General features: G+C 30.7%; 24 protein-coding genes and 1 pseudogene. 12 read left to right on the top strand and 13 right to left on the bottom strand.

What is annotated here, in order from left to right; genetic code table 11:
• Window positions 1-43: 43 nt before the first annotated feature.
• The 4 genes from DUT90_RS05580 to DUT90_RS05595 form a co-directional block, all read right to left on the bottom strand.
• Complete coding sequence (locus DUT90_RS05580; protein WP_147266198.1) at window positions 44-520, bottom strand: hypothetical protein; 477 nt, start codon at window positions 518-520, stop codon at window positions 44-46.
• A gap of 44 nt (window positions 521-564) precedes the next feature.
• Window positions 565-1,455 carry a hypothetical protein gene (locus DUT90_RS05585; protein ID WP_114426178.1) on the bottom strand — a complete coding sequence of 297 codons (891 nt, stop codon included), beginning with the start codon at window positions 1,453-1,455 and terminating at the stop codon, window positions 565-567.
• 80 nt (window positions 1,456-1,535) lie between these two features.
• On the bottom strand, window positions 1,536-2,069 hold the full coding sequence (locus DUT90_RS05590; protein WP_114426180.1) for a hypothetical protein: 534 nt from the start codon (window positions 2,067-2,069) through the stop codon (window positions 1,536-1,538).
• 41 nt (window positions 2,070-2,110) lie between these two features.
• Entirely contained in the window at window positions 2,111-2,608 is a 498-nt protein-coding gene (locus DUT90_RS05595; protein WP_258848504.1) for an RNA polymerase sigma factor, read from the bottom strand.
• Window positions 2,609-2,844: 236 nt separating this feature from the next.
• Here DUT90_RS05595 and yaaA point away from each other — a divergent pair, with 236 nt between their 5' ends.
• Window positions 2,845-3,603 carry a peroxide stress protein YaaA gene (gene yaaA, locus DUT90_RS05600; protein WP_114426184.1) on the top strand — a complete coding sequence of 253 codons (759 nt, stop codon included), beginning with the start codon at window positions 2,845-2,847 and terminating at the stop codon, window positions 3,601-3,603.
• A 30-nt stretch (window positions 3,604-3,633) separates the two neighbouring features.
• Here yaaA and DUT90_RS05605 read toward each other — a convergent pair whose 3' ends face one another.
• Entirely contained in the window at window positions 3,634-5,058 is a 1,425-nt protein-coding gene (locus DUT90_RS05605; protein ID WP_114426185.1) for an L-serine ammonia-lyase, read from the bottom strand.
• Between the two features lie 90 nt (window positions 5,059-5,148).
• The gene (locus DUT90_RS05610) at window positions 5,149-5,490 is read right to left on the bottom strand and encodes a DUF2853 family protein (RefSeq protein ID WP_114426332.1); all 342 of its coding nucleotides are present in this window, start codon (window positions 5,488-5,490) and stop codon (window positions 5,149-5,151) included.
• Window positions 5,491-5,736: 246 nt separating this feature from the next.
• On the opposite strand from DUT90_RS05610, the gene dnaK reads away from it, so the two are divergent.
• The 7 genes and pseudogenes from dnaK (at window position 5,737) to DUT90_RS05645 (ending at window position 11,247) form a co-directional block, all read left to right on the top strand.
• Window positions 5,737-7,644, top strand: coding sequence for a molecular chaperone DnaK (gene dnaK, locus DUT90_RS05615; protein WP_114426186.1), 1,908 nt, complete (start codon window positions 5,737-5,739; stop codon window positions 7,642-7,644).
• Window positions 7,645-7,783: 139 nt separating this feature from the next.
• Window positions 7,784-8,308, top strand: coding sequence for a hypothetical protein (locus tag DUT90_RS05620; protein WP_114426187.1), 525 nt, complete (start codon window positions 7,784-7,786; stop codon window positions 8,306-8,308).
• A gap of 70 nt (window positions 8,309-8,378) precedes the next feature.
• The gene (locus DUT90_RS05625; protein ID WP_114426188.1) at window positions 8,379-9,671 is read left to right on the top strand and encodes an NAD(P)/FAD-dependent oxidoreductase; all 1,293 of its coding nucleotides are present in this window, start codon (window positions 8,379-8,381) and stop codon (window positions 9,669-9,671) included.
• A complete protein-coding gene (locus DUT90_RS05630) occupies window positions 9,672-9,977 on the top strand; it encodes a hypothetical protein (RefSeq protein WP_114426189.1) in 306 nt (101 codons plus the stop codon).
• Window positions 9,978-10,398: 421 nt separating this feature from the next.
• Complete coding sequence (locus DUT90_RS13555) at window positions 10,399-10,521, top strand: AraC family transcriptional regulator (protein ID WP_408962305.1); 123 nt, start codon at window positions 10,399-10,401, stop codon at window positions 10,519-10,521.
• A pseudogene (locus DUT90_RS13560) lies at window positions 10,522-10,653 on the top strand (helix-turn-helix domain-containing protein); the annotation flags it as partial.
• A gap of 126 nt (window positions 10,654-10,779) precedes the next feature.
• On the top strand, window positions 10,780-11,247 hold the full coding sequence (locus tag DUT90_RS05645; protein WP_114426192.1) for a GyrI-like domain-containing protein: 468 nt from the start codon (window positions 10,780-10,782) through the stop codon (window positions 11,245-11,247).
• 137 nt (window positions 11,248-11,384) lie between these two features.
• On the opposite strand, the gene DUT90_RS05650 is transcribed toward DUT90_RS05645, so the two are convergent.
• Window positions 11,385-12,221, bottom strand: coding sequence for a hypothetical protein (locus DUT90_RS05650; protein ID WP_114426193.1), 837 nt, complete (start codon window positions 12,219-12,221; stop codon window positions 11,385-11,387).
• Between the two features lie 264 nt (window positions 12,222-12,485).
• On the opposite strand from DUT90_RS05650, the gene DUT90_RS05655 reads away from it, so the two are divergent.
• The 4 genes from DUT90_RS05655 (at window position 12,486) to DUT90_RS05670 (ending at window position 16,597) form a co-directional block, all read left to right on the top strand.
• Window positions 12,486-14,642 carry a carboxypeptidase-like regulatory domain-containing protein gene (locus DUT90_RS05655; protein WP_114426194.1) on the top strand — a complete coding sequence of 719 codons (2,157 nt, stop codon included), beginning with the start codon at window positions 12,486-12,488 and terminating at the stop codon, window positions 14,640-14,642.
• Window positions 14,643-14,913: 271 nt separating this feature from the next.
• Entirely contained in the window at window positions 14,914-15,345 is a 432-nt protein-coding gene (locus tag DUT90_RS05660) for a DUF2141 domain-containing protein (RefSeq protein ID WP_114426195.1), read from the top strand.
• On the top strand, window positions 15,345-15,962 hold the full coding sequence (locus DUT90_RS05665; protein ID WP_114426196.1) for a DUF2306 domain-containing protein: 618 nt from the start codon (window positions 15,345-15,347) through the stop codon (window positions 15,960-15,962). Before DUT90_RS05660 ends, DUT90_RS05665 begins: the two co-directional genes overlap by 1 nt.
• 11 nt (window positions 15,963-15,973) lie before the next feature.
• Window positions 15,974-16,597 (top strand): M48 family metallopeptidase, encoded by a 624-nt coding sequence (locus DUT90_RS05670; RefSeq protein WP_114426197.1) that lies wholly within the window; start codon window positions 15,974-15,976, stop codon window positions 16,595-16,597.
• A gap of 21 nt (window positions 16,598-16,618) precedes the next feature.
• Here DUT90_RS05670 and DUT90_RS05675 read toward each other — a convergent pair whose 3' ends face one another.
• The 6 genes from DUT90_RS05675 to kynU are packed head-to-tail and all read right to left on the bottom strand — an operon-like array spanning window position 16,619 to window position 22,623.
• Complete coding sequence (locus DUT90_RS05675; protein WP_114426198.1) at window positions 16,619-17,704, bottom strand: amidohydrolase family protein; 1,086 nt, start codon at window positions 17,702-17,704, stop codon at window positions 16,619-16,621.
• On the bottom strand, window positions 17,705-18,232 hold the full coding sequence (locus DUT90_RS05680) for a 3-hydroxyanthranilate 3,4-dioxygenase (RefSeq protein ID WP_114426199.1): 528 nt from the start codon (window positions 18,230-18,232) through the stop codon (window positions 17,705-17,707). It abuts the gene before it with no gap.
• Window positions 18,229-18,756 carry a DUF1697 domain-containing protein gene (locus DUT90_RS05685; protein ID WP_114426200.1) on the bottom strand — a complete coding sequence of 176 codons (528 nt, stop codon included), beginning with the start codon at window positions 18,754-18,756 and terminating at the stop codon, window positions 18,229-18,231. Before DUT90_RS05685 ends, DUT90_RS05680 begins: the two co-directional genes overlap by 4 nt.
• Window positions 18,757-20,169, bottom strand: a complete 1,413-nt coding sequence (locus DUT90_RS05690; RefSeq protein WP_114426201.1) for an NAD(P)/FAD-dependent oxidoreductase — start codon at window positions 20,167-20,169, stop codon at window positions 18,757-18,759.
• Entirely contained in the window at window positions 20,153-21,364 is a 1,212-nt protein-coding gene (locus DUT90_RS05695) for a S41 family peptidase (RefSeq protein ID WP_114426202.1), read from the bottom strand. Before DUT90_RS05695 ends, DUT90_RS05690 begins: the two co-directional genes overlap by 17 nt.
• Window positions 21,361-22,623: a kynureninase gene (kynU, locus tag DUT90_RS05700; RefSeq protein ID WP_114426203.1), complete on the bottom strand. Its 1,263-nt coding sequence runs from the start codon at window positions 22,621-22,623 to the stop codon at window positions 21,361-21,363. Before kynU ends, DUT90_RS05695 begins: the two co-directional genes overlap by 4 nt.
• Between the last annotated feature and the right edge of the window lies 1 nt (window position 22,624).

A 22,624-nucleotide genomic window follows, 5' to 3' on the forward strand; every position in this document is an offset into this window, starting at 1 on the left:
TATTCGTTTTTATTTTTTGATAAAAATATATCATATATTCATCCTAATTCCCTCTTGTTGGCCTTGTCTTTCTTCCATCCGTATTGTTCTCTCTGGGACCATTTTTTAACTCACCTCTGTCTTTGCTATTTCTAATTTTATCTATCCTTTCCTGGAGTGTTTTACGTTGATCTCTAGTTAAGGTTTTTCTAAAACGCTCTCTAGTTTGTCTTAAACGCAGTTGCTGATTTCTAACCAAATCTTTCTGGGTTTTGGTAAATGTAGCCAGTAAACGTTGTCTTATTTCAGTTTTAGAAATTGTTTTATCTTTTAGAATAGCCAACTGCTCTTTAGTTAGTGTGGCTTTAAAAGCATCTCTATTTGCTTTCATTACCTCACGCTCTTTTTGTAAAAGTTCCTTTTGAGCTGCTGTGAGTTCTTTGGTAATTAGTTTATAGTTAGAATCTTGAGCAAAAATAGCACCTCCAAACAGCATCAAACTCATAAAGCTAATTTGTAATATGATAGTTTTAAATTTCATTTTCGTGTTTATTTTACTCAAGGTCTAAAAGTAATACTTTTAATTTATTCTTCACAACTTTCTTTGGCTGTAGCCATTTCTTCTGCACTATTAATAGTTGCTGTAGTTTCATCTTTATACATAATATCTACAGGAAAATTTAGTGTAGGCTTTTCTTCTACTTCTGGATTTGCTTTTTTCCATCTTCTAATTAGTCTAAACTCTTTTCTTTCAGTTACAGTTATTTCTGTAGCATCTGGCATTGTAAAAGTAACAGGTAATACTAGTCTAAAACATTTTCTTTTATCCTTTCCTTTTTTACAAGAATCTTTTACAGCTTTTAACTCGTCTCTATCTATTAAAGTTTGTACTGTACCATCTTCTAAAGTTACATCTAAAGGAAATACTAAAGTTGGTCTTTCTTCTGCATCTGGGTTTGCTGCATACCATTCTCTAATTAATGACCAATCTTCTTTGCTTTCTAAAGTAATTGATGAATCATCTGGCATAATAAAGTCTATAGGAAAAACAAATTGAAAACATTGAGCTCTACGTTTCTTTCTTCGCTCATCATTATCTTTTAATTTTCTTCCTTCTCTAGATAAAAACGCTTCACTAGTATTTTCTTCTCTAGATTCGTCATCAGTTCCTAAAGTTACTTTAAATCCTAAACCTTCTGCTACTTGTACGCTTTTTATATAAGTATCAGATAAATCTCCACTAAAAGCATTTGCTGCTGCTATTGGTAAATCTGATGCAGTTACAGTTACTTTTGCTGCGGTTTCTATTTCGGCAATTAAAGCTTGGTCAGATAAAGCTAATTCTGTTTCTAAAGAATCAACTGGCTCAGATTCTGAACAAGAAGTAAGTAATAGTGTTGATAAAATAAATGCGGTAATCGAGAAAAATAAAATACTTGATCTTAAAATACTCTTTGTTGAAATTGAAGTTCTCATAATTATAATTTTTTAGTTAATTATTGTTTCTAATTCTTAGAACCGCGTTTTTTAAAATAGTTTGAAAAAAAATTAAAATTTTATAAAATAATATTTTCAATCAGCTCATTTCCTAAGTAATCATCTAATAATGAGTCTTCTGAAATCATAGAATCTAATATTAAATTATCTAAATTTTGTTCAGAAAGTTCTGCTTTTATAACAACCTCATTAATTAATGTTGCTTCTGCAAAGGCATTCATTTGAGTGTCATCTATTAATAGTACATCTAATAAAACATCTTCATTAAAAGATAACAATTCTACGTTTACTTGACTTTCTTCTGTGTTAGATTTCACATTTTGCAACCAAATTGTTAAACTCAATAAGAATACAACAGATGCTGCTGCCATATATCTAAATTTAGGTTGTAACCAAAATACTTTTTGTTTTTTGGGAACCTCAACAACTTGTTGTTCTTCTTTAATCTTTTCTAAAATAGAGATTTTTGATTTCGCAAAATATCCTTCAGGTACATTGGTTCCTAAATATGTTTTATGATGTTTAGCAATATTACTTTGTAAACCTTTCTTTAAAAAAGTTTCTTTGTTGCTATTTTCTGTTGATTTTCTCATAATATATTATTTGACCCTAGTATTTTAAAATAGTTTGGATTTTATAAAAATATTTTTTCTTCTATAATTTTAACAACTGTATAATAAGTCGATTTTAAGGTACTTTCAGAAACACTTAAAATATCAGAAATCTGCCTAAAACTTAAATCGTCAAAATATTTCATTTGAAAAACGCGCCTTTGTTTTTCTTTTAGACCTTCTATGATTTTGTGTAGTTTTTTTTGAATTTCATCTCCATCAAAATACTCATCTTCAAATAAAACTTCTAAATGATTACTTGAAATTTCATCTATATTATCGTAAGATTTTTTCTTGTTTTTTTCTAAAAATCGCATAGACTCGTTATACGCAATTCTATACATCCACGTATGTAAAGCACTTTTCCCTTCAAATTTATTAATGCTTTTATACACCCTTATAAAGGTATTTTGCAACACATCATCTGCATTTTCGTGTGTAACTACTATTTTTCTAATATGCCAATACAAACGCTCTTGGTAAGCATCTAATAACTCGCTAAAAGCTTTATCTTTTAGCATAGAGCTTTGTAATTTTTTTACAAGTTCAGCGTCTTTACTCAAATATTGGGTTATTAATTGATATTTTTTAGACCTCTATAAATCAAATTAGTTTGATCAATGTAAAAAATAAATTCCATTTCTCTAAGATCTATCAATTTTATAAATAGTTTTATTGATATTAATTTGAGTTATCACTTAACTTTTTTTAAAATCCTTTGTATTTTTATACCTGTAATAACAAGCATTTTTTTCTTATGAAAATCATTATATCACCAGCAAAATCGCTAGACTTTGAAAGCAAGGTACCTACAAGCCTGCACACTCAACCTCGTTTTTTAGCACAATCTGAAAAGCTAAGTAAAAAACTAAAAACTATTTCTAAAAATAAGCTAGCTGATTTAATGTCTATTTCTGATGATTTAGCTAGGTTAAACTATGAACGTAATCAAGATTGGAAAACACCTTTTACACCAGATAACGCTAAACAAGCTATTTATGCTTTTACGGGCGCTGTTTTTCAAGGGATTGATGTAAACTCTTTAGAAGAAAAAAAAATTCCGTTACTTCAAGATAGACTTCGTATTTTATCTGGTTTATACGGTTTGTTAAAACCTTTAGATTTAATTCAACCTTATCGTTTAGAAATGGGAACAAAATTAAAAGTTGGTAGAAATGATAATTTGTACAAATTTTGGGACAAAGACTTGGCAAAATCCTTAAATGATGAACTAGAGAACGATGAATTGCTTGTTAACTTAGCCAGTACAGAGTATTTTAAAGCAGTTCCTAAAAAAGTTTTAAAAGTTTCTATGATTACTCCTGTTTTTAAAGATTTTAAAAACGGGCAGTATAAAACTATTATGACTTATGCTAAAAAAGCACGTGGTTTAATGGTACGTTACATCATAGACAATAATGTTAAGACAATAGATGAGTTAAAAGGTTTTGATACTGAAGGTTATGGTTTTTCTGAAGAATTTTCTTCTGGTAATGAATTGGTGTTTACAAGATAAGTATTAACAATTTTTAATTCATAATTACTTTTAACAATCTGCTAAACCAACATTAATAGCTAATCCCCCTTCTGAAGTTTCTTTGTAGTTTTTGTGCATATCTTTTGCAGTTTCCCACATGGTATCAATTACCTTGTCTAAAGGTACTTTAACATCTTTCGGGTTTGTTTCTAGTGCCATTTCAGCAGCATTAATTGCTTTTATAGCTCCCATAGAATTTCGTTCTATACAAGGTACTTGTACTAAACCTCCAATAGGGTCACAGGTTAAACCTAAATGATGTTCCATAGCTATTTCTGCAGCTACCAAGCATTGCGCAGGAGAACCACCTAATACTTCTGTTAACGCAGCGGCAGCCATAGCAGCAGAAACACCTATTTCTGCTTGACAACCACCAATTGCCGCAGAAATTGTAGCATTTTTTTTAAAAATACTACCAATTTCTCCTGCAGTTAACAAAAATTGTTTAATCTCTTTAAAACTTGCTTCATGATTCTCTATAACCAAGTAATACATTAAAACAGCAGGAATTACTCCTGCACTTCCGTTAGTTGGGGCTGTTACCACTCTCCCTAAAGAAGCATTAACCTCGTTTACAGACAACGCAAAACAGCTTACCCATTTTAAAATTTCTCTAAATTTCACTTCTGTACTTCTTATGGCAGCAATCCATTCTTTTGGGTTGGAGTATTCACTATTCTTTATTAATTTTTCATGAATATCAAAAGCACGTCTTTTTACATTTAAACCTCCAGGAAGTATTCCTTCTGTATGACAACCTATATACATACACTCTAACATAGTTTCCCAAATGCGTTCTAATTCAAAATTTATTTTTTCGGCAGTGTTAATTTCCAATTCGTTTTTAAATACAATTTCAGAAATTAACATATTGTCTTTCTCACAATAAAGTTCTAATTCTTTAGCTCTGTTTATAGGATAAGGAAAATTCTTCTTGTTAATTTCTATATCTCCTTCTAGAGTATCATTTTCTTGAACAATAAAACCTCCTCCTATAGAATAGTAGGTTTCTGTAGAAATTTCTTTTCCTTTTGACAAACCTCTAAAAGTAACTCCGTTAGCATGAAATGGCAAAAATTCTCTATGAAACTGTATCGCGTTATTTGGAAAAACAATTTTCTTTCCTCCTTTAAAATAAATTTCTTCTTGTACATTTATTCTGTCAACAATTGTAAAAATATCTTCAATTGGTATGTATTCTGGATCAGCTTCACTTAAACCTAATACTATTGCTAAATCAGTAGCATGGCCTTTACCTGTTAAAGACAAAGATCCGTACAAGTCTACTTTTATTTCATCAATAGTTTCAAAAAGATACGTGTCTCTGAGTTTCTTAACCCAATATTGTGCCGCTCTCCAAGGACCTAAAGTGTGTGAGCTAGATGGGCCAACACCTATTTTGAGCATATCAAAAACACTAATAAATTGAGACATCTTAAAAGAATTTAAAATAGAATTAATGTAAATGTAAAAAATCCAACTCAATGAGTTGGATTTTTAGTGTATTAATAAAATACTAAAATTTTAAAATCCGTATACAGATTCTTTATCAAATTTCTTAACCAACATGTAGTAAACACATGCTCTATATTTATTTCTTTCAGATTTTCCAATTCTCTCCATAACTTCTTCAATCCCTTCATCTAAGGCTGCCGTATCTGGCAAACCTAATTTTTTAATTAAAAAATTATTTTTAACGGTTGCCAGCTCTTTTGGGTCAGAACCAGAAACTGTTTCTGCATCTTTCTTGTAAATAGAAGGCCCCAAACCTTTTGTTACTGCTGCTAATAATTCTGTGTTAGAACGTAAATTTCTATCGTCCATAAATTTTTTGTACAAAGCAACTTTTTCGTCAAATTTACTCATAATTGTAGTTTTAAATATTTTTTTTAATTGTTTCACTAATTGAATATTCCAAATATATGAAAATTAAGGTGTAATTCAAATAGTTGTTATTTTCTACTCTTAAGACACAATTTATGTCAATGTGTCACATCTTCATTAAAAAAAAATAAAATCCTGACATTTTTTAGTGAAAAATGAGTTGGCATAGCATTTGACAAATAGTAATTGTAAAATTGAAAAAACGAATTTTAATATAAAATAAATAGTATGAGCAAAATTATAGGAATAGATTTAGGAACAACCAACTCGTGTGTTTCTGTAATGGAAGGTAATGAGCCAGTTGTAATTCCTAACGCTGAAGGAAAAAGAACTACACCATCTATTGTTGCCTTTGTAGAAGGAGGAGAACGTAAAATTGGTGATCCTGCAAAAAGACAAGCAGTAACAAATCCTACAAAAACAGTTTACTCGATTAAACGTTTTATGGGAAACAAATTTTCTGAATCTTCTCAAGAAGTAAAAAGAGTACCTTACAAGGTAGTAAAAGGAGATAATGATACTCCTAGAGTAGATATTGATGGTCGTTTATATACACCTCAAGAAATTTCTGCAATGGTTCTTCAAAAAATGAAGAAAACCGCAGAAGATTACTTAGGTCAAGATGTATCTGCTGCTGTAATTACAGTACCTGCATATTTTAATGATGCACAAAGACAAGCTACAAAAGAAGCAGGAGAAATTGCTGGTTTAAAAGTAGAAAGAATTATTAATGAGCCTACTGCTGCTGCTTTAGCATATGGTTTAGACAAAGCTAATGACGATAAAAAAATTGTTGTTTTTGACTTTGGAGGTGGTACACATGACGTTTCTATCTTAGAATTAGGTGATGGTGTTTTTGAAGTATTGGCTACTGATGGTGATACGCACTTAGGAGGTGATGATGTTGATGAAAAAATCATTAACTGGTTAGCAGACGAGTTTAATGCTGAAGAAAATATGGACTTGCGTAACGACCCAATGGCTTTACAACGTTTAAAAGAAGCTGCTGAAAAAGCAAAGATTGAATTATCTTCTTCTTCTGCAACTGAAATTAATTTACCATATATTACAGCTACAGCAAGCGGACCAAAACACTTGGTAAGATCTTTAACGAAAGCAAAGTTTGAGCAACTAATAGACGATTTAGTAAAAAGAACTATAGAGCCTTGTAAAACAGCTTTAAAAAATGCTGATTTATCTACTTCTGATATTGATGAAATTATCTTAGTTGGTGGTTCTACAAGAATACCGGCTATACAAGAAGCTGTTGAAAAATTCTTTGGAAAAGCACCAAGTAAAGGTGTAAACCCAGATGAAGTAGTTTCTTTAGGTGCTGCAATTCAAGGTGGTGTTTTAACTGGTGATGTTAAAGACGTGCTGTTATTAGATGTTACCCCTTTATCTTTAGGTATAGAAACAATGGGTAATGTATTTACAAAATTAATAGATGCAAATACTACCATACCAACAAAAAAATCGCAAGTATTCTCTACTGCTGTAGACAATCAACCTTCTGTAGATATTCATGTATTACAAGGAGAAAGAGCTATGGCAGCAGATAACAAAACGATAGGTCGTTTCCAATTAACAGATATTCCTCCAGCACAAAGAGGAGTTCCACAAATTGAGGTTACTTTTGATATTGATGCAAACGGAATTATTAAAGTTTCTGCCGTAGATAAAGCTACTGGTAAATCTCAAGATATTAGAATTGAAGCGTCTTCTGGTTTATCTGAAGAAGAAATTGAGAAAATGAAACAAGAAGCAGAGGCTAATGCAGATGCTGATAAGTTAGCAAAAGAAACTGCCGAAAAAGTAAACGGTGCAGATTCTATGATTTTTCAAACAGAAAAGCAATTGAAAGAATTTGGTGACAAATTATCTGCTGATAAAAAAGAACCAATAGAAGCTGCTTTAACTGAATTAAAAGCCGCTCATGAGTCTAAAGATTTAGCTCAAATAGACGCTGCAATGGAAAAAATTAATGAAGCCTGGAAAGTAGCGTCTGAAGAAATGTATGCTGCTCAACAAGGTGCTGCAGGTGCAGATGCAGGAGCGCAACAAGGTCAACCAGAATCTGGTAATGCAGACCAAGGTGACAATGTTGAAGACGTAGATTTCGAAGAAGTTAAGTAAGCTTTAACAAAGTTAAAAGTATAGATCTATGGGTTGCTTAAACAAGTCCACTCTCTGAATTTAGGTTCAGAATCTATATATACCCAATAAAACGCAATCATTAACTTGGTTGCGTTTTATTTTTAAAACCATTTTTTGTTTGAAAACATACAACCAACATAACTTTTTTAAACATACTTTTTGCGAATTTATTCAAGTAGATGATTTTAAATTTCCTGAGAAGACAAATTATAAAAGTAAGTCCAAAAGCTGCTATCATTACACAAAAGAAGGTGTTTATAGAAAATCAAATCATTGGGGAAGAGTAGCCAATTGTAGGTGGAAAATCATTTCAAATTCTAAATATAAAAATCAAAAAGAAGTTATTGGATTTGCAAAATGGTCTGATTTTTATCCAATCAATTCAACAGAAAAAATCTTTTGTATTGATGTTGATTTCATTACTAAAACCGTTCAACTGCAAAAGAAAAAAGAAAATTTAAACACACATTTATTCACATATACTGAGGCTCAAAAAAGAATAAAACAAATTCATGATTTATTTCAAAATGACAAATGGACTCTTTATTTTGAGGTAGACAAAGAAACTTTAGTACGCGAGGTTATTTTAGCATTAATCAACTCAAAAAAATCGTTACAAGAAATAAAAAAAAGTTTCAAATAACAAATCATACCTTTTCAGTAAATTTACAAATCTAAAATTTCAACTATTTAATTTATCCAAAAAATCTATAATGAATATTCCACAAACGAGTTTTCCTAGAGTAGTTATTATTGGTGGTGGGTTTGCAGGTTTAGCTGCTGCTAAGGGTTTAGAGGAGCAAGAACTACAAGTGGTTTTGATAGATAAGCATAACTACCATACGTTTCAACCATTATTATATCAAGTTGCTACAGGAGGTTTAGAACCAGATTCTATTGCTTTTCCGTTAAGAAAACGTTTTAATGATGTAGAAAATTTCTTTTTTAGACTAGCTGATGTAATAAATATCAATCCTGATAAAAATTTAATTGAAACTTCTATCGGAAATTTAGATTATGACGAGTTGATTATTGCTACAGGATCTACTACTAATTTTTTTGGCAATACAAACATCCAAAAGTTTGCTATGGAAATGAAATCTGTTCCGCAATCTTTAAACATCAGAAGTTTAATTTTAGAAAATTTTGAAGAAGCATTATTAACGTCTAATATTGATGATAGAAATGCATTAATGAATTTTGTAATTGTAGGTGGTGGCCCTACAGGCGTAGAATTAGCTGGAGCTCTTGCAGAAATGAAAAAAGGAATTTTACCTAAAGATTATCCTGATTTAGATATTCGTAAAATGCAAATTCATTTGATACAAAGTTCTAATTGCTTGCTAAAAGGCATGAGCGCAAAAGCCTCTGAAAAAGCAGAAGATTTTTTAATAAGTTTAGGCGTAAACGTATGGAAAAACCTACGTGTTTTAGACTACGATGGAAAAGTTGTAAAAACAAACGGAGAAGATCATTTTAGAGCAGAAACTGTTATTTGGGCAGCAGGTGTTAAAGGAGAAACTATTAACGGTTTAGCGCAAGAGTGTATTGTAGAAAGAGCTGCCAGAATAAAGGTTAACAAAATTAATCAGGTACTACCTCATCAAAATATTTATGCAATAGGAGACGTAGCTTGTATGGTCTCTGAAGAAACCCCTTATGGACATCCAATGATGGCGCAACCTGCTATACAACAGGGTAAATTAGTTGCTAAAAACATTTTAGCAAAAATAGCAGGTAAAACGCAAAAACCATTTTTCTATAATGATAGAGGCGCTATGGCTACCATTGGTAGAAATAAAGCTGTTGTAGACCTTCCTAAATGGAAATTTCAAGGTGTCTTTGCATGGTTTGTGTGGATGTTTGTACATCTTTTTTCTTTAATTGGCTTTAGAAATAGAGCTATTGTATTTCTAAATTGGGTTTATAACTACATCCGTTTTGATAGAGAAACACGGTTAATTATTCGTCCTTATAAACTTAAAAACAAACAGATTAATTTTTAAATGGGTACAAGAATCATCAAATGTCCTGAGTGTGGAACCATCAATAAAAATACTGATTATTGTACTTTTTGTAATGCATTAATTTCTGATACTAAAAAAAGAGAGATTAAAGCAAGAAAAGTTAAAGAAGCACTTATAAGAGAAGAAAAACACAAACTAGAAAACCCTAGTTTAGCAGAACGTTTAAAAAAACACCCTTTTTTTCTATATAGAGTTTTTGGTTGGGTGTTGTATTCTTCTATTATGGTAGTAAGTGCCATTGGTGCTGGTTTGGCTTGGTTTATTGCTATGGTAGCTGCTGGTTAATTTGAATAAAAAACTTACATATTATTTTATTTTTTGTGTAGTAACAGGAACAACTGTTTATTATTTACAACGTTTTTCTATAAAGCTTCCTCAAATATTTCGTTTTTATGTAAATGATTTTTTAATTGTTCCTATAGTACTTTTTATAAGTTTGCAAATTCTTAAATGGTCTAAAAACAACACGGACTATACACTTTCTATAGGTATCATTCTATACATCTGCCTTTTATATAGTGTGTTGTTCGAATTTATTTTTCCGAAATATATAGCAAGATATACCAAAGACTATGTAGATATATTTTTATATTTTGCAAGCGGATTTATATTTTATCAATTGCAAAAAAAAACAGATTGAACCACACAAAGGTTACCTTAGAAAATATTGCTAGATTAAATAAAGCAATAGATTTATAGAAAAAATTTGGATAAAAAATTGTCACTAGCTACTGTTGCTAAAGAAGCTTTTTTTTCTCCATATCATTTTCACCGTATATTTTCTTTGGCTGTAGGAGAAACTGTGTCAAAATATATTATAAGAAAATGAATTGAAAAAGCAGCTTCTTTTTTACTGTATCAAAAACAGAGAACAATTACAGAAATTTCAGAATCTGTTGGTTTTAATGATATTTCTTCATTTTTTAAAACTTTTAAAAGGTTTTACGAGTTTACTCCTATTCAATTTAAAAATGAAAGTCCTCAAAAATATAGCGAAATTTGCAACACCAACGATAATATTAACAAACATCAAATTTCTTTTAAACAGTATATTTACAATAATAACAACGCTTTAAATTGGTTAAAAATGAATGCTAAAACAGAAATTAAAAACCTTGAAAATTTAGATATTGCTTATATAGCTCATCAAGGAGAATTAGATAATATAGGTTTGGTTTTTAACAGGTTAATTAAATGGGCAACACCTAAAGGATTGATGTCTCAAGAAAACTTACGTTTATTAACGGTGTATCATGATAGTCCTAAAATTACGAGACCAGAAAATATAAGAACCAGTATTGGCATTGTATTAAATACTCCTGTAACAGTTGAAGGAGAAGTAAATTTAAAAACAATTTCTCCAAGAAAATGTATTGTAAATCGGTTAGAAATTAAACCTCATCAATTTCAACAAGCGTGGGAATCTTCTTTTGCTTGGATGATCGAAAATGGATATAAAAAATCAGAGAAAGATCCTTTTGAAATTTATTATAATAACGGAAATGAACATCCTGAAAATAAGTTTATCGTAGATTTGTGTATTCCTATACAATAAAAAAAATCTCGAAATGTTTTCAGGTTTTTTCATAACAAAAACACATTATGCACCCACATATTACAATACAAAAAAGGCTCTGAAAATTTCAGAACCTTTTTTTAATTAACAAAAAACTCAATCTAACTATAAACTATTTATTGTGCCGCTGTAATACCTCTATTTACTACTGGCCAAACTCCAGGATTAGGTACACTTACCCCTTTATTATCTCCTCTTTCTGTGTCTTGTCCAAAATAATACAAAGGCCATCCTTTGTATGTCAATTGCGTTCTTCCAAACACATCAATTGTACCAAAATCTGATCTTTCTAAAGTACTTGGTATTTGATCTAAAGTAATTTCTACAATTGGCCATACTGCATTATTAGAAAAATCTGATCTTGTAAACGTGTTTGTATTTCTAGAATCTCTTGTAAACGTGTACATAGTTCTACCTGCAATACTTACAAAGTAATTTGTTATTGCTTCACCCTCTACATAATCTTGAGTGTAGTTTACACCATCATTACCTACCAATTGAGCTGCAGCATACATTATTGAATAATCTGGTTTTGCAATAAACCAAACGCCACCTACTCCATCTCCATTAGTATCTCCTGCATTGGCATCATTTGCAAAATAATACAAAGGCCAATTTTTATAAGTAGTTTGTTTGCTACCATCTTCTCTAGTTATTGTACTAAAATCACTTGCATCTAAACCAGAACCAACAGCTATATTTTCTACATAAAAAACAGGCCAAGTATTTAAACAACCTCCTAAACAATTAGAAGTATCTTTAGAATCTCTGGCAAAAAAATATAGAGACCTACCATCTTGGTCTACCAAAATACTTCCTAAACTAGAGTCTGTTGCTAAATTTACACTTGTAGTTGCCTCTACAATACTTTCTTCGTTTTCTGTACAACTTGTCATTGTTAATGTAATTAGTGCTATACATGCAATTATTACCTTACTTTTTAGTGTTTTCATTTTTATCTTCTTTTTAAAAATTATTTATACTGCAAAGAAACCATCAAAAAGCGCTTTCATTTTAAACAAGCTTAGTGAAACGGAAAAAACCCTTGTTAATCAAGAAATTTTAAGTATCAAAACTATAATAGAGAGCAAAAACATGCTGTAAAGCCGAAATTTTGGCTTTGAAAACAACTCAGTTTACATTTTCTACAACTCAGTATTTGTTTTTACTACAGAAAAGAACCTCTTTTCATCTTTGTACTATCAAAAACCAATATGATGAAACGTATTTTACTTTTACTTTTTACAATAAGCCAGTTTTCTAATGTTGCACAAACTACTATCTCTGGAAAAGTTATAGACTCTAAAAATCGTCCAGTTGCTGGCGCAAGTATATATTTAGATGGTACCTATGATGGAAGTTCTTCTAATGATAACGGAGAATATGAATTTACAACGGAAGAAGAAGGCTTACAAACTCTTGTCATCTCATTTATTTCTTATGAAACTTTTATCAAAACTGCCAACGTTGCATCCTTTAAAAATTCAACCATAAAATTAAGAGACGATGTAAACACCTTAGATGCGGTAGTTATTAACGCAGGTACATTTGAAGCTGGTGATAATGCCAAAGTTACCGCCCTAAAACCTTTAGATGTGGTTACCACAGCTAGTGCCATGGGAGATTTTGTTGGTGCGTTACAAACATTACCAGGCACATCTACTGTTGCTGAAGATGGCCGTTTATTTGTTCGGGGAGGAGAAGCAGATGAAACGCAAATTTTTGTTGACGGAATTCGAGTTTTTACTCCTTTTACCCCCACACCTAATAACGTGCCTACTCGTGGTAGATACTCTCCTTTTTTATTTAAAGGAATTACATTTTCTACCGGAGGTTATTCTGCAGAGTACGGACAAGCACTATCTAGCATTTTACTCTTAAACACTATAGATGAACCAGACCAAGAAAAAACAGAATTATCATTTTTAACCGTAGGTTTAGGTGTTGGTAATACCCAAAAATGGGGCAGAAACTCACTAAGCATTAATACATCATACATAAACTTAGCACCTTATTTAGAAATTACTCCTAGTAGAAATGAATGGATTAAACCGTACCAATCTATGAGCGGAGAAACAGTATACAGACATCAATTTAAAGACGACTCCTTTTTAAAATTATATGGGGCATATAGTTATACCGAATTAGATGTAGTGCAGGAAGACATTAATTTTGACGATGGTGTTCTTTTTGGGCTACAAAATAGAAATCTATACTTTAATACTTCTTACAAAACTAAATTTGGTAACCGTTGGAAAATAGCAACAGGGGCAAGTTTTACAAACGACAACACTAACATAAAACTTGCAAACAATAAAATTGACAGCAATGATAATTCCGCTCATTTTAAAGTAAAACTGCACAAGCGTTTTTCAAGTAGATTTAGACTTTCTATGGGATCAGAATATTTTGTTACCCATTTTAAAGAACGCTTTTCTCCTATAAACAATACTAAATTCAACTATGGTTTTAACAACAACATTTTTGCTTCTTTTGTAGAAACAGACTTGTTTTTTTCTAAAAATTTAGCAACCAAAATAGGAATTAGAGCAGAAAAAACAGGTTTATTGAACGAATTTACACTATCTCCAAGAGCAGCTATATCTTATAAATCAGGAAAAAACGCTCAATTCTCTTTTGCTTATGGCAAATTTTTTCAAAACCCAAGAGCAGAATATTTAAAGTTTCATGAAGACTTTTCTTCAGAAAACACCTCTCATTTTATTGCAAATTATCAATCCGTAAAACAAAATCAAATTTTTAGAATAGAAGGTTATTACAAAGCATACAATAATTTAGTAAAATTTGACACACAAGTACCTAACTTTACTAGTAATTTTAACAACAACGGTAGCGGTTTTGCAAAAGGAATAGATATTTTTTGGAGGCAAAATCAAAAAATTAAAAATACAGATTACTGGGTTTCATATTCTTATTTAGAAACAGAAAGAGATTACAGAAATTTTCCTGTAGCAGCCACCCCTAATTTTGCTCCAAGACACAATTTTTCTTTTGTTGCCAAACATTGGGTGGCAAGTTGGAAAAGTCAACTCGGTTTAAGTTATGCTTTTGCTTCTGGCAGAAATTTTAAAAACCCAAATAAACCTGGTTTTTTAAATGATAAAACCAAAACATTTAATAGTTTAAGTCTCAATTGTGCTTATTTAATAGACCAACAAAAGATTTTATTTTTTGCCGTAAACAATGTTTTAGGCACTAAAAATATATTTGGCTACAACTACAGAAACACACCAAATGGTAATGGTTTTTTTGATAGACAAGCGAGAACACCAGATGCAGATCGTTTTTTTGTAATAGGTTTTTTCTGGACAATCAGTAGTGATAAAAAATCGAATCAATTAAACAATTTATAGTTTTTTACAGAAGCTATTTCCTGCTTTCGTTACTCGCTGTTTCGTTCCTCAACGAGCTCAAACACACCACTCAATCAGGGCTAAACATATTTGCAAACGTATTACATTAAAAAAATATATTAATTATATCTAAACACAACAATCATTAAACTAAAACATTTTATTAAAAAGACTAATTTCGCAATTCAGTAATAAAAAATAACAATTCGGTATTGTTCTTGTGTAAAGCTCATAAAAACATCAGATATTTGAATCATCAAAAAACAACCAAATGAAAAAATTATTATTCATAGCAGCTTTTATTTTTGGCGGATTTTTATTTACCAATGCACAAGACAAAGAAACTTTTAATCTAACTATTGAAATTTCAGGAATGAGATCAGACATAGGTAAAGTATATATTGCATTATACAACAGCGAACAAAATTTTTTAAAATCTTCTAAAGATACTAAAGGAACCAGTGCAATTATTTCTAACAAAAAAGCAGTAGCACATTTTAAAGAATTACCAAAAGGAGAATATGCTATTTCTTTATTTCATGATGAAAATGACAACAAAAAAATGGATACCAAAATTTTTGGCATCCCAAAAGAACCTTATGGATTCTCTAATGATGCATCTGGTTTCATGGGACCTCCAAAATATAAAGATGCTAAATTTATTGTAGATACCAACAAAACAATTTCAATCTCTGTAGACTAATGTTAACTCGAAAAATTTCATATTACATTCTAGCTATTTGTTGTATTTCAGTAGGGCTATATCCTGCTATCTATTTTGTAATTGATAGAAAATTTGGATTATTAAGAAGTAAATCTGTTTCACTTTTAGCAGACACTTTATGGAATACAATGTTTTACACACACATTATTCTTGGAGGAATTGCATTGTTAATTGGCTGGTTACAATTTAATAAAAAACTAAGGTTAAAAAACTTAAAACTACATAGAAAAATAGGTAAAGTATATGTAATTTCTGTTTTGTTAAGTGCAATTTCTGGATTTTACATTGGCTTACACGCAACAGGAGGTTTGAGTTCAAAATTAGGATTTACAGCTATGGCAGTATTTTGGTTTTTCTCTACACTCTTTGGATTTACAGTCATCAAAAATGGTAATGTTATTAAACATCAAAAATTAATGATTTATAGTTATGCTGCTTGTTTTTCTGCAGTAACACTAAGAATTTGGTTACCAATATTATCCAATATTTTAGGAGGATTCTTACCAGCTTACAGAATCGTAGCTTGGTTATCTTGGGTACCTAATATTATAGTCGCTTACTTTATTATTCAATATCAATTTAAGAACACAAATTAAACTCTAACATTATGAAAAAAGTATTTTTTATCATCGCAATTTTTGTTGCGACAGGGCTTTCTGCGCAAACAAAGTATCAAAAAGGAATGCAAAAAGCATTTGGATTATGGAAAAAAGGACAACTTACTGAGGCTTCTCAATTATTTGAAAGAATTTCTAAAGCTGAACCAGAAAACTGGTTGCCAGCATATTATACAGCACAAGTAGAAATTTTAAGTGGATTTGGCATAAAGGACGAAAGCAAACTAAACGCTAAACTTCAAAAAGCACAAGAGTTTTTAGATATTGCAACATCTAACTCAGAAAACAATCCTGAAATCATTATTACACAAGCATTATTAAATTTAGTTTACATTGCTTTTGATGGTCAAAAATATGGAATGACCTTATCTGGTAAAAACAATCAACTGTATGCCAAAGCAATCGCTTTAGCACCTAACAACCCTAGAGTTATTTTAGGAAAAGCCGAATGGGAAATGGGGTTTGCTCAATTTTTTGGAAAATCTACAAAACCATATTGCAGTCAAATAAAAAAAGCTATTGAGTTGGGTAAAAAAGAAAAAATTGAACAAGAGTTCTACCCAAAATTTCAAGTAAAAAGAGCAGAAGAAGTTTTACAAAAATGCCAAGGATAGTATTGGGTTTGTAGTAACAATTTAAGCTTTTAAAATCTTATTTACCAATTGTTGTTTTGCAACTTTATCATTACCAAACAACCATTGCAAGACGTTATCTTCCCAGATCTCGTCTTTTTCTTCTTGAGAAATAATCTCTTTTTCTATAGCTAAATCTAGTATTTTTCCAGGGTAAGAAGATTGTTTATCACTTTCCATTTCCCCTAAAGGATATGGGTCATCTAACCCCATCAAAACCTGTTTAGTTCCTTGTCTTTTAAACATTAAATGTAATGAATCTGTATCATGAACCAAGGTGTCAAAAAAGATATTTTTATGCCCAACGGCTTTTCTAGGGTGTATTTTGCCTTCAAATAAATCTGGCCTACCATCAAAACCCTGTATGCGTCTTCCTAGATTCATTTGTGCCAATTGTCCTCCATGTGCAAAACAAGTTCTAATATTAGGAAAACGCTCTTGCATGCCGTTTAGAGTGTAAAAATGATAGGCATCTCCGCATTGTGCTAACATCCAAATTAAATGAAAACGCCAATTGGTGTTTTCTAATTTTATCATTTTATCTCCATCATAAGGATGAATTTCTATGGCCAATTCGTATTGATCTGCTAGTTCAAAAATTCTGTGATTTTCTTCATCAAAAACACTACGCCATTGTCCTATAGAATCCATAAAATGAGTTGGCAAACACAATACTTTTAAACCCAACTCATTTATACAACGCTCCATCTCATCTAAAGCACCATAAATAAATCCTGGATGCACTACAAAGCCACATGTAAATTTATCTGGATGACTGTGTTGCACCTTTGCATTAAAATCATTTTGAAAACGAAGCGCTTTTTTCATTTCTTCTAAGCGTAAACCGTTACCATATAATTGTGATAAATTTAAAACTACGGCATGGTCTATTTTGTTGCGCTCCATCCATTTTAGCTTTTCATCTAAGAAAAAACTAGAATGGGTAACGGGTCGTTTCCATCCTTTTTGCAACATGTGTTTCCGCTCATCATCTACCCAAAAGATTTCTTTATCTTTCATAAATTTTGGAATTTCCTCTGGATAAGGCAATAAGTGAGAATGACCGTTAATGCGTAGTTTGCGTTTCATTTATTTTATTTTCTTTGGCGCCTGCATTACTGTACCACAAGTATTGCAAGTTCGCTTTTTTTTATCTGAATAAAATTTATCAAAAATTACAGGCATATCTTTTTCTATGTTATCTAGCTTAAATTCTTCTCTATACAATTGGTTGCCACAATTATCGCAATACCATTCTAATGCATCTAGCATTTCTTTAGAACGCGGATATTCTATGACCAAACCAACCGTATTTGCTTTTCGCTGTGGTGAGTGTGGAACTTTACTGGGTAGTAAATAAATATCTCCTTCTTGTATTGCTACATCTCTTTGCATGCCTTTGTCATCTATGATTTTTAAAATCATATCTCCTTCTACTTGATAAAAAAACTCTGGAGTTTCATTGTAATGATAGTCTTTTCTGTTGTTGGGCCCTCCAACAACCATTACAATATATTCTCCATTATCCCATACTTGTTTGTTGCCTACAGGTGGTTTTAATAGATGACGATGCTCATCAATCCATTTTTTAAAATTTAAAGGTTGTACTAAATTCATTGGTATTGTTTTGCTAATTCTATCAATTTTACTGTTGTTTTTAAATTTCGTGTTGTTGCGTTTACTTTTAACTTTTTTTCAAATAAATTGTTTGTCATTTTAGATTTTCCAAATCCGTTTACACAATAAAGATATACAACATCTTTGTCAATTTTAAATACTTCTTGCTCAAGGTTGTTAATTTTTAGTTCTAATATTTCAGGTTTCTTTTCTAAAAACACAAAACCTACTATCTTTTCATTTTCTGTAGAAAACGGATAATTGTTAACAGCTTGCTCCAACTCTAAAACTGTTCTAGATATTACAGAAACATCATAACCAAACGTATTTAAAATACCCTTTTTAATTATAGTATTAGTAATCGTTTTTGATTTTTTAGTTTGTAAAATAAGGTTTCCACTTTGTATGTATGTTATTACATTCATAAAACCCAAATTGCATACTAATTCACGCAAATCTACCATAGAAAGTTTACGCTTTCCGGCAACATTTATTCCGCGTAATAAAACAATATATGTATGCATTTACAAACCTGCTATATTATCTTCTTTTAAAATAGTTTTCGTTTTTTCTTTCACTTTTTCAAAGAGATTTTCTAACTCTTTTTCTGTCATATCATCTAGTGATGTGGCTATTTTTTTATCAGCAATTAAGTTTAACAATGCTTTGTCTTGTGCTCTTCCTTTTTTCATTGCTGTATTATACCCTATATTTTCATTAAAGGTAACTAAAGAATATTTAGATGAATATTGATTGGGAAACGCCTTTTCAAAAGCCATTTCTATCTTTCGTTTTTCTTTAAATAAAGGGTTAGCAACATGGTCTCTCATCTCATAAAAATTATCAATCGCTAAGTCTGCAATTGCATCTGTATCTTTTTTGCGTTCTTTTTGGTAGGCTTTAAAAACAGCTTTCCAAGATTCTAAATTTTTATTTAAAATCGTATCAAAAACTAGAACATCTTCAAAAGAAGCATTCATTCCTTGTCCGTAAAAAGGAACTATAGCGTGTGCTGCATCTCCTATTAAAAGCGTTTTATTTCTATATGACCAAGGTGTGCATTTTATGGTACCTAAAACTCCTGTTGGATTGTTTACAAACTCCTCTTTTATATTAGGAATTAATGCCAAAGCATCTGGAAATTCTTTTTCAAAAAAAGCTGTAATTTGACTTTCTGATTGCAAATTATTAAAATTATATTCACCTTCATCATAACTTAAAAATAGTGTTACCGTAAAACTACCATCTAAATTTGGTAGTGCAATAAGCATAAAATCTCCACGAGGCCAAATATGCAAATGATGTTTACTTATTTGATGTTTTTTATTATTGTCCGCAGGAATTTCTAACTCTTTATAACCATGGTTTAGATAGTTTTGAGCATAACTAAACAAAAATTTTCGTTCGGTTATATAACTTTTTCTTAGTGATGATCCTGCGCCATCAGCTCCAAAAATAACAGTAGCATCTACTGTAAATTCTTCTTTGGTTTTGTAATCTTTAAAATGAGCAACGGTATTGTCAATATCTACTTTTTTACATTTTTTATTAAAATGAATAGTAACATTTTGATGTTTTTCTGCTTCATCTAATAAAATAGTATTTAAATCTCCTCTTGAAATTGAGTTAATATATTCTCCTTCTCTACCAGAGTAATTAGAAGAAAAAGTGTTTCCTTTCTTATCATGTATTAATCTTCCGTACATGGGTATACAGATTTTTTTGGCTTTTTCTTCCATGCCGCATAATCGCAAAGCTTTTAAACCTCTGTCTGAGAGTGCCAAATTAATAGACCTTCCTGCAGAAACGTCTACTTTTCGTAAATCTGGTCTACTTTCGTACACTTCTACTTTATAGCCTCTTTGTGCTAAACGAAGTGCTAATAAACTACCACATAAACCTGCACCTATTATTAATATGTTATCTTCTTTGCTCATTAATTAATTGAATAACTTTTGTAAAAGTTTCCTTATCAGTTTTAGTTTTAATTCTTGGTATAAACTGTTCTCTTGGCACGCCATTAGTGTTGTACAACTTCTCAAATGGATAACAAAATCTTATTTTAGAGTTTGCTAATGTTCTACAATTAATTGCACCTAAGAGTTGAGCCATTTTTGTTCCGACAACTGTAGCTGTTTTAATATTGGAAAAACCTTGTGCTACTGCCTCTCCTACACTTCCTGTCCATCTACTCACCAAAACGTAAACCGGTTTTAAATACGGATTCTTTAAAGGTGATAAAATTTCTATATATTTTCTTTTAACACCAAATTCTCTCTCTAAACCAACTCTTTCATGAATTTGATAAGGTATTTCTTTTTCTATAAATTTACCCATGATAGCTTTAGCAACATCAGTATTACCACCACTATGCGTATTTCTTAAATCTATAATAATTGCTTTGGTTGTTTGTAATTGATTTACAGCTTTAGGAAATTCTTTAATCATATTGTTATTTCCTAAAGAATTATTTATTGTTATATAGCCAACATTATTGTTTACAATTTTAACATCTAGCAATGTATTGCTCTTTTTTATTGGAGTTGCTTTCTCTAATGCGATCGTTTTAATTTTTCCATTTTGACGCACTGTTATTTTTCTTGGTTCATTATGCTTACCCGCAAAAATTAAATTGGCAAAATACTCTTTTACCTCATTATTGGGATTTGTAATTGATTTTGGAAAATATCTTTTTAAAATATTTTTAAAATCTTCATTATTTATTGCTAAGATTTCATCTCCAATTTTTAACTTAGAATTGATAATTGTATACCCTTGTCTTATATCATCTATAAAATATCTATTGTTTTTAACAGTAATATACGCATCTAAATCGTTTGGTATTAATCTAAAAGAAAAAGCTAAGTTTTTATTTAAAGTAAAATGTGAATCATAAAGTTCATGCTTCATCAATTCTATTAAGTAAGTAAACTCCCAGTCTTTTTTTATTGTTTTTAAACGCTCACTATATATTTCTTTTACTTGTTTCCAATCTGTTTGTTTCTGATCAAAATAAGCATATTCAACTCGAACGACATTCCAGAAATAATTAAAATCTTGTTCGTATTTGTTTTGTGAAGTAACATTAAATAAAGAAAAAAAAACAAGAATTAATAAAAGATACTTTTTCATAAATTCTTTTTTAAAATTGAAACCATTTTATAAACATCTTCAAACGAATTGTACATTGGCACAGGCGCACAACGAATTACATCTGGTTCTCTCCAATCTGTTATTACCTTATTTTCTATTAATTTTTTATGTAAATTTTTGTTTGCATTTTTTACTTGAATAGACAATTGGCAACCACGTTCTTTAGGATTTCTTGGGGTGATGATTTTAATAGTATCAGAATTAATTGTGTTGATTAAAAATTCAAAATAACCTGTTAATTTTTCTGATTTTTCTCTTAAAGCTGTCATACCCACTTCTTCAAACATATCTAGAGATGCCTTAATGGCTGCCATAGACAAAATTGGAGGATTACTCAATTGCCAACCTTCTGCCCCAGACATAACATCAAATGGCATTCTCATATTAAAACGTGTTTCTTTATTATGATTCCACCAACCTGCAAAACGAGGTAGGTCTTTTTTATAGGCATGCTTTTCGTGTACAAACAATCCTGCTAAACTTCCTGGTCCTGAGTTTAAATACTTATAAGTGCACCAAGCTGCAAAATCTATTCCAGAATCATGTAATTTAGGTTGAATGTTTCCTGCTCCGTGTGCTAAATCAATTCCAACAACACAATCTTTAGAGTGTCCTATTTCTGCAATTCTTTTTAAATCTAAAAATTGCCCAGTGTAATAATTTACACCTCCTATTAGTAACAATGCTATTTCATTGCCTTGTTGTAAAATAATATTTTCTAAATCATCACTATTTAATAATTCTTCTCCTTCTCTAGGTTTCCATTCTATCAAACCTTCTTTTACATCAAATCCATGGAATTTTAATTGAGATTCTACCGCATATCTATCAGAAGGAAACGCATCACTCTCAATAACAATTTTATATTTCTTTTTTGTTGGCCTATAAAATGAAACCATTAACAAATGTAGGTTTGTAGTAAGGGTATTCATCACCACAACTTCTATAGGTTTTGCTCCTACAATGTTGGCCATGGCAGTTGTTAAATATTCATGATAATGCAACCAAGGATTCTTAGCCTCAAAATGACCCTCTACACCCAAACTTGCCCAATCTTTAAGCTCTTGATTGATGTATTCTTTAGTTTGTTTAGGCTGTAAACCTAGAGAGTTTCCTGTAAAATACAACCAATTGTTACCGTTTTTATCTTTAGGAATATGAAACCGATTTCGTAAATGAGAAAGCGGATCTTCTTTATCTAATTGTTTGGCAAAAGCTAACGAATTTTGATACTGCATT

Source organism: Polaribacter sp. WD7 (assembly GCF_003335085.1).
Lineage (GTDB): Bacteria > Bacteroidota > Bacteroidia > Flavobacteriales > Flavobacteriaceae > Polaribacter.

What these genes read in the sequence shown, in the direction of transcription:
- DUT90_RS05580 (WP_147266198.1), bottom strand. Translation starts at nt 520, where the DNA reads ATGAAATTTAAAACTATCATATTACAAATTAGCTTTATGAGTTTGATG.
- DUT90_RS05585 (WP_114426178.1), bottom strand. Translation starts at nt 1,455, where the DNA reads ATGAGAACTTCAATTTCAACAAAGAGTATTTTAAGATCAAGTATTTTA.
- DUT90_RS05590 (WP_114426180.1), bottom strand. Translation starts at nt 2,069, where the DNA reads ATGAGAAAATCAACAGAAAATAGCAACAAAGAAACTTTTTTAAAGAAA.
- DUT90_RS05595 (WP_258848504.1), bottom strand. Translation starts at nt 2,608, where the DNA reads ATGCTAAAAGATAAAGCTTTTAGCGAGTTATTAGATGCTTACCAAGAG.
- yaaA (WP_114426184.1), top strand. Translation starts at nt 2,845, where the DNA reads ATGAAAATCATTATATCACCAGCAAAATCGCTAGACTTTGAAAGCAAG.
- DUT90_RS05605 (WP_114426185.1), bottom strand. Translation starts at nt 5,058, where the DNA reads ATGTCTCAATTTATTAGTGTTTTTGATATGCTCAAAATAGGTGTTGGC.
- DUT90_RS05610 (WP_114426332.1), bottom strand. Translation starts at nt 5,490, where the DNA reads ATGAGTAAATTTGACGAAAAAGTTGCTTTGTACAAAAAATTTATGGAC.
- dnaK (WP_114426186.1), top strand. Translation starts at nt 5,737, where the DNA reads ATGAGCAAAATTATAGGAATAGATTTAGGAACAACCAACTCGTGTGTT.
- DUT90_RS05625 (WP_114426188.1), top strand. Translation starts at nt 8,379, where the DNA reads ATGAATATTCCACAAACGAGTTTTCCTAGAGTAGTTATTATTGGTGGT.
- DUT90_RS05630 (WP_114426189.1), top strand. Translation starts at nt 9,672, where the DNA reads ATGGGTACAAGAATCATCAAATGTCCTGAGTGTGGAACCATCAATAAA.
- DUT90_RS05645 (WP_114426192.1), top strand. Translation starts at nt 10,780, where the DNA reads ATGAATGCTAAAACAGAAATTAAAAACCTTGAAAATTTAGATATTGCT.
- DUT90_RS05650 (WP_114426193.1), bottom strand. Translation starts at nt 12,221, where the DNA reads ATGAAAACACTAAAAAGTAAGGTAATAATTGCATGTATAGCACTAATT.
- DUT90_RS05655 (WP_114426194.1), top strand. Translation starts at nt 12,486, where the DNA reads ATGAAACGTATTTTACTTTTACTTTTTACAATAAGCCAGTTTTCTAAT.
- DUT90_RS05660 (WP_114426195.1), top strand. Translation starts at nt 14,914, where the DNA reads ATGAAAAAATTATTATTCATAGCAGCTTTTATTTTTGGCGGATTTTTA.
- DUT90_RS05665 (WP_114426196.1), top strand. Translation starts at nt 15,345, where the DNA reads ATGTTAACTCGAAAAATTTCATATTACATTCTAGCTATTTGTTGTATT.
- DUT90_RS05670 (WP_114426197.1), top strand. Translation starts at nt 15,974, where the DNA reads ATGAAAAAAGTATTTTTTATCATCGCAATTTTTGTTGCGACAGGGCTT.
- DUT90_RS05675 (WP_114426198.1), bottom strand. Translation starts at nt 17,704, where the DNA reads ATGAAACGCAAACTACGCATTAACGGTCATTCTCACTTATTGCCTTAT.
- DUT90_RS05680 (WP_114426199.1), bottom strand. Translation starts at nt 18,232, where the DNA reads ATGAATTTAGTACAACCTTTAAATTTTAAAAAATGGATTGATGAGCAT.
- DUT90_RS05685 (WP_114426200.1), bottom strand. Translation starts at nt 18,756, where the DNA reads ATGCATACATATATTGTTTTATTACGCGGAATAAATGTTGCCGGAAAG.
- DUT90_RS05690 (WP_114426201.1), bottom strand. Translation starts at nt 20,169, where the DNA reads ATGAGCAAAGAAGATAACATATTAATAATAGGTGCAGGTTTATGTGGT.
- DUT90_RS05695 (WP_114426202.1), bottom strand. Translation starts at nt 21,364, where the DNA reads ATGAAAAAGTATCTTTTATTAATTCTTGTTTTTTTTTCTTTATTTAAT.
- kynU (WP_114426203.1), bottom strand. Translation starts at nt 22,623, where the DNA reads ATGCAGTATCAAAATTCGTTAGCTTTTGCCAAACAATTAGATAAAGAA.